Origin of the sequence: Sandarakinorhabdus sp. (assembly GCF_032115815.1) — a bacterium.
In the GTDB taxonomy this organism is placed as follows: Bacteria; Pseudomonadota; Alphaproteobacteria; order Sphingomonadales; family Sphingomonadaceae; genus Sandarakinorhabdus.
This window is the reverse complement of sequence record NZ_JAUMBI010000125.1, coordinates 1-3570: the sequence shown is the minus strand read 5'-3', so window position 1 is coordinate 3570 and position 3570 is coordinate 1. Positions and strand designations below refer to the sequence as shown.

Here is a 3570-nt window from a genome sequence, read left to right as displayed (position 1 = left end):
ACTCTGTGTCAGGACGATAGGTCACTAGCGGTGCTTGGCCGCGCTGCCAAGCGGCGTCCATCGAAAAACCGTGGACAAGCAGACGGCGGCAAAGGCGAAGCGGGCAACAAAAAGGGCGGGCCGAGGTTGCCCCCAGCCCGCCCCTCTTGTCTTCAACCGAACTTACAGGCCGGCTGCGGCAGCGACGTCAGCGGCGAAATCGCTCTGCTGCTTCTCGATGCCTTCACCCAGATGCATGCGGACAAAGCCCTTCAGCGTGATCGGCGTGCCGGCAGTCTTGGCGGCAGCGGCCACAACGTCAGCGATCTTGGACTTGCCGTCGATCACGAAGATCTGGTTCACCAGCGTCGATTCCTGGGCAAACTTGCGCACGCCGCCTTCGATCATCTTCTCGATGATTTCGGCCGGCTTGCCCGAAGTGGCAGCCTTTTCGCGGGCGATGGCGCGCTCGCGCTCGATCAGGGCCGGATCAAGGCCGGTCTCGTCCAGCGCCAGCGGGCTGGCAGCGGCCACGTGCATGGCGATCTGCTTGGCCAGCGGCTCCAGCACGTCGGCAGCAGCGGCCGATTCCAGGCCAACCAGCACGCCGATACGGCCGATGCCCGGCGCAATCGCGTTGTGCACATAGGAAGCAACGACGCCCTGGCTCACTTCCAGCATGGCCGTGCGGCGAAGCGACTGATTTTCACCAATGGTGGCGATGTTGGCGGTCAGCTTGTCAGCCACGCTACCATCGCCGCCCGGGAACGGCATTGCGCCCAGCGCGTCAGCATCGGCACCGGTGGTCAGCGCCAGGCCGGTCACGGTGGTGACGAACGCCTGGAAGATTTCGTTCTTGGCGACGAAATCGGTTTCGCTGTTCACTTCGACAGCGGCGCCCTTGGTGCCTGAAACGGCAACGCCAACCAGGCCTTCAGCGGCGGTGCGGCCGGCCTTCTTGGCGGCAGCAGCCAGGCCCTTGGCACGCAGCCAATCCACAGCGGCTTCCATGTCGCCAGCGGTTTCACCAAGCGCCTTCTTGCAGTCCATCATGCCTGCGCCGGTCTTTTCGCGCAGGTCCTTCACCATCGCGGCGGTGATATCAGCCATGTCGAGGCTCCTCTTTTGGGTGTTGGCAGGGCCATGCCCGGCCAACATGAAATATGTGTGACAAGAGGCCGGACGCGGTTCGCGCCCAGCCTCCCGTTGGTTCGAAAACGGGAAGCCTCAGGCTTCCGGCTGTGCTTCGGCTTCGGCCGGGGCGTCCATCACCGCTTCCGGAGCGATGTCGGCAATCACCTCAGCTTCCGGGGCGATATATTCGGCCGGAGCTTCGACCATCGCGCCCAGATCCACGCCCATATCGGCAGCGCGGCCCTGCTTGGCGTCGATCACGGCGTCGGCAATGGCATTCACATACAGCTGGATGGCGCGGCTGGCGTCATCATTGCCCGGAACCGGGAAGGCGATGCCGCTCGGATCGGTGTTGGAATCGAGAATGGCCACGACCGGGATACCCAGCACATTGGCTTCCTTGACGGCCAGCTCTTCCTTGTTGACGTCGATGATGAAGATCACTTCCGGCAGGCCGCCCATGTCGCGGATACCGCCCAGCGAAGCCTGGAACTTGTCACGCTCACGGGTGAGCTTGAGCACTTCCTTCTTGGTCAGGCCAGTGGTGTCACCCGACAGGGTTTCTTCCAGCTGCTTGAACTTGCGGATCGAGCCCGAGATGGTCTTCCAGTTGGTGAGCATGCCGCCCAGCCAGCGGTGGTTGACATAATGCTGGCCGCAGCGACGCGCGGCTTCGGCGATCGGGTCCTGCGCCTGGCGCTTCGTGCCAACGAACAGCACCTTGCCGCCGTGCTGCACGGTGGCGCGGGTGAAATCGAGCGCGCGGGCGAACAGCGGAACGGTCTGCGACAGATCGATGATGTGGACGCCGTTGCGCTCACCAAAGATGTAAGGCTTCATCTTCGGGTTCCAGCGATGCGTCTGGTGGCCGAAATGGGCGCCTGCTTCGAGCAGATTCGCCATGGAAACGACGGGAGCCGCCATAGTATTTTTCCTCCGGTTGATCCGCTGCAGGGGGAGCGTGGCGAAAGCCAGCGCACCGGATATGTTCCCTGCATGGGGTTTGGAAGTGGCGCGATTAGCGAAGCGCGCCAGTCCCGTCAAGCAGGCTTCACTTTGCCAAACTCACTTCTGGGGCGTCACCTTCAGCAACTTGCCGTCCACCGCGTCGGTGAGCAGATACATCTCGCCGGCCGGCCCTTCGATGACATCGCGGATGCGCTCCTTGCGGTCAGTGAGCAGCCGTTCCTCGCCCACCACCTTGTCGCCGTCCATCACCAGCCGCACCAGCGATTGCACGCGCAGGCCGCCGACGAAGATATTGCCCTTGAACTCCGGCGCGCCCTTGCCGCTGTGGAAAATCATGCCCGATGGGCCGATCACCGGATCCCAGTAATATTGCGGCTGCTCCATTTCGGGTGCCTGGCTGGCATTGTCGTTGATCGGCTTGCCCGAATATTCCTCGCCATAGCTGATGGTGGGCCAGCCATAATCGCGGCCCATCTGGATCTGGTTCAACTCGTCGCCGCCCTGCGGCCCGTGCTCCACTTCCCACAGCCGGCCCTTGGCATCGAGCGCCGCGCCCTGCACGTTGCGGTTGCCATAGCTCCAGATTTCCGGCCGGGCGCCGGGCGCATTCACGAACGGGTTGTTCTTGGGGATCGAACCATCGCGGTTCACGCGGACGATCTTGCCCAACAGGCTGTCCAGCTTCTGCGCCTGCACGCGGCCGGGCAAGATGGAGCGGTCGCCCAGCGTGATGATCAGCGTGCCATCCTTGGGAAACACCAGGCGGCCGCCATAATGCTGGGCGGAATCCAGCGTGGGCATCTGGCGGAAGATCACCTGCACATCACGCATTTCGCTGCCGACCAGATGCCCGCGCGCCACCGCGGTGCCATTGCCGCCTTCACGCGGTTCGGCATAGCTCCAGTAAATCCAGCTATCACCGGGGTTGGCAACGCCCAGCATGCCGCCCTGGTTGCGGGCATCGGTGGCGGGTGTGCCGGTAACGGGCGTCTTGGTGCCGTTGGCGGCCACGATTGTCAGCCGGCTGGCCGCCTTCTCGCTGATCAGGAAACGCCCTTTGTCCAGCAGCGCCACGCCCCACGGCTTGTTGAGGCCGGTGGCAATTTCGGTCACGGCCAGCGTCGTTTTCGCGGTCACGGCCTCGGCGCGGGTCTGGCCGGCAAAGGCCGGGCGCTTTTCAGGTACGTTGGGCGGGGTCTGCGTTACAGGCGCGGCCATGGCAGGCGCAGCGATGAGGGCGGCAAGGATCAGTGGTCGGATCATGAAAAATCTCCTTCGCGGCGGCTTATGCAGCCACGCAGCAAGGCAAGCAATGCGGCACGAACTGCGCGAACCGTGTCTCACACGGCCATTCTGGGCCGACCGAGGAAGTCCTTCTTGCCAAGCGGCAGCCCCTTGTTGCGGAAAATCCCGTACACCATCGAGGCATGGAAGTAGAAATTGGGCTGGCTGAAGCTGAGCAGGAAATCCTCGCTCTTGAACGGCATC

Annotated in this window: 4 protein-coding genes; all 4 read right to left on the bottom strand. The window is 63.4% G+C overall.

The genetic code is table 11. The annotated features are described in order from the left end of the window. Nucleotides 1-162: 162 nt before the first annotated feature. Entirely contained in the window at nt 163-1089 is a 927-nt protein-coding gene (tsf, locus tag RT662_RS07595; protein WP_313670107.1) for a translation elongation factor Ts, read from the bottom strand. Nucleotides 1090-1206: 117 nt separating this feature from the next. Further along, nucleotides 1207-2037 carry a 30S ribosomal protein S2 gene (gene rpsB, locus RT662_RS07590; protein ID WP_313670106.1) on the bottom strand — a complete coding sequence of 277 codons (831 nt, stop codon included), beginning with the start codon at nt 2035-2037 and terminating at the stop codon, nt 1207-1209. 141 nt (nt 2038-2178) lie between these two features. Beyond that, a complete protein-coding gene (locus RT662_RS07585) occupies nt 2179-3345 on the bottom strand; it encodes a PQQ-dependent sugar dehydrogenase (RefSeq protein WP_313670105.1) in 1167 nt (388 codons plus the stop codon). 77 nt (nt 3346-3422) lie between these two features. Then, nucleotides 3423-3569 carry a DUF1993 family protein gene (locus RT662_RS07580; protein ID WP_313670115.1) on the bottom strand — a complete coding sequence of 49 codons (147 nt, stop codon included), beginning with the start codon at nt 3567-3569 and terminating at the stop codon, nt 3423-3425. Nucleotide 3570: the final 1 nt, after the last annotated feature.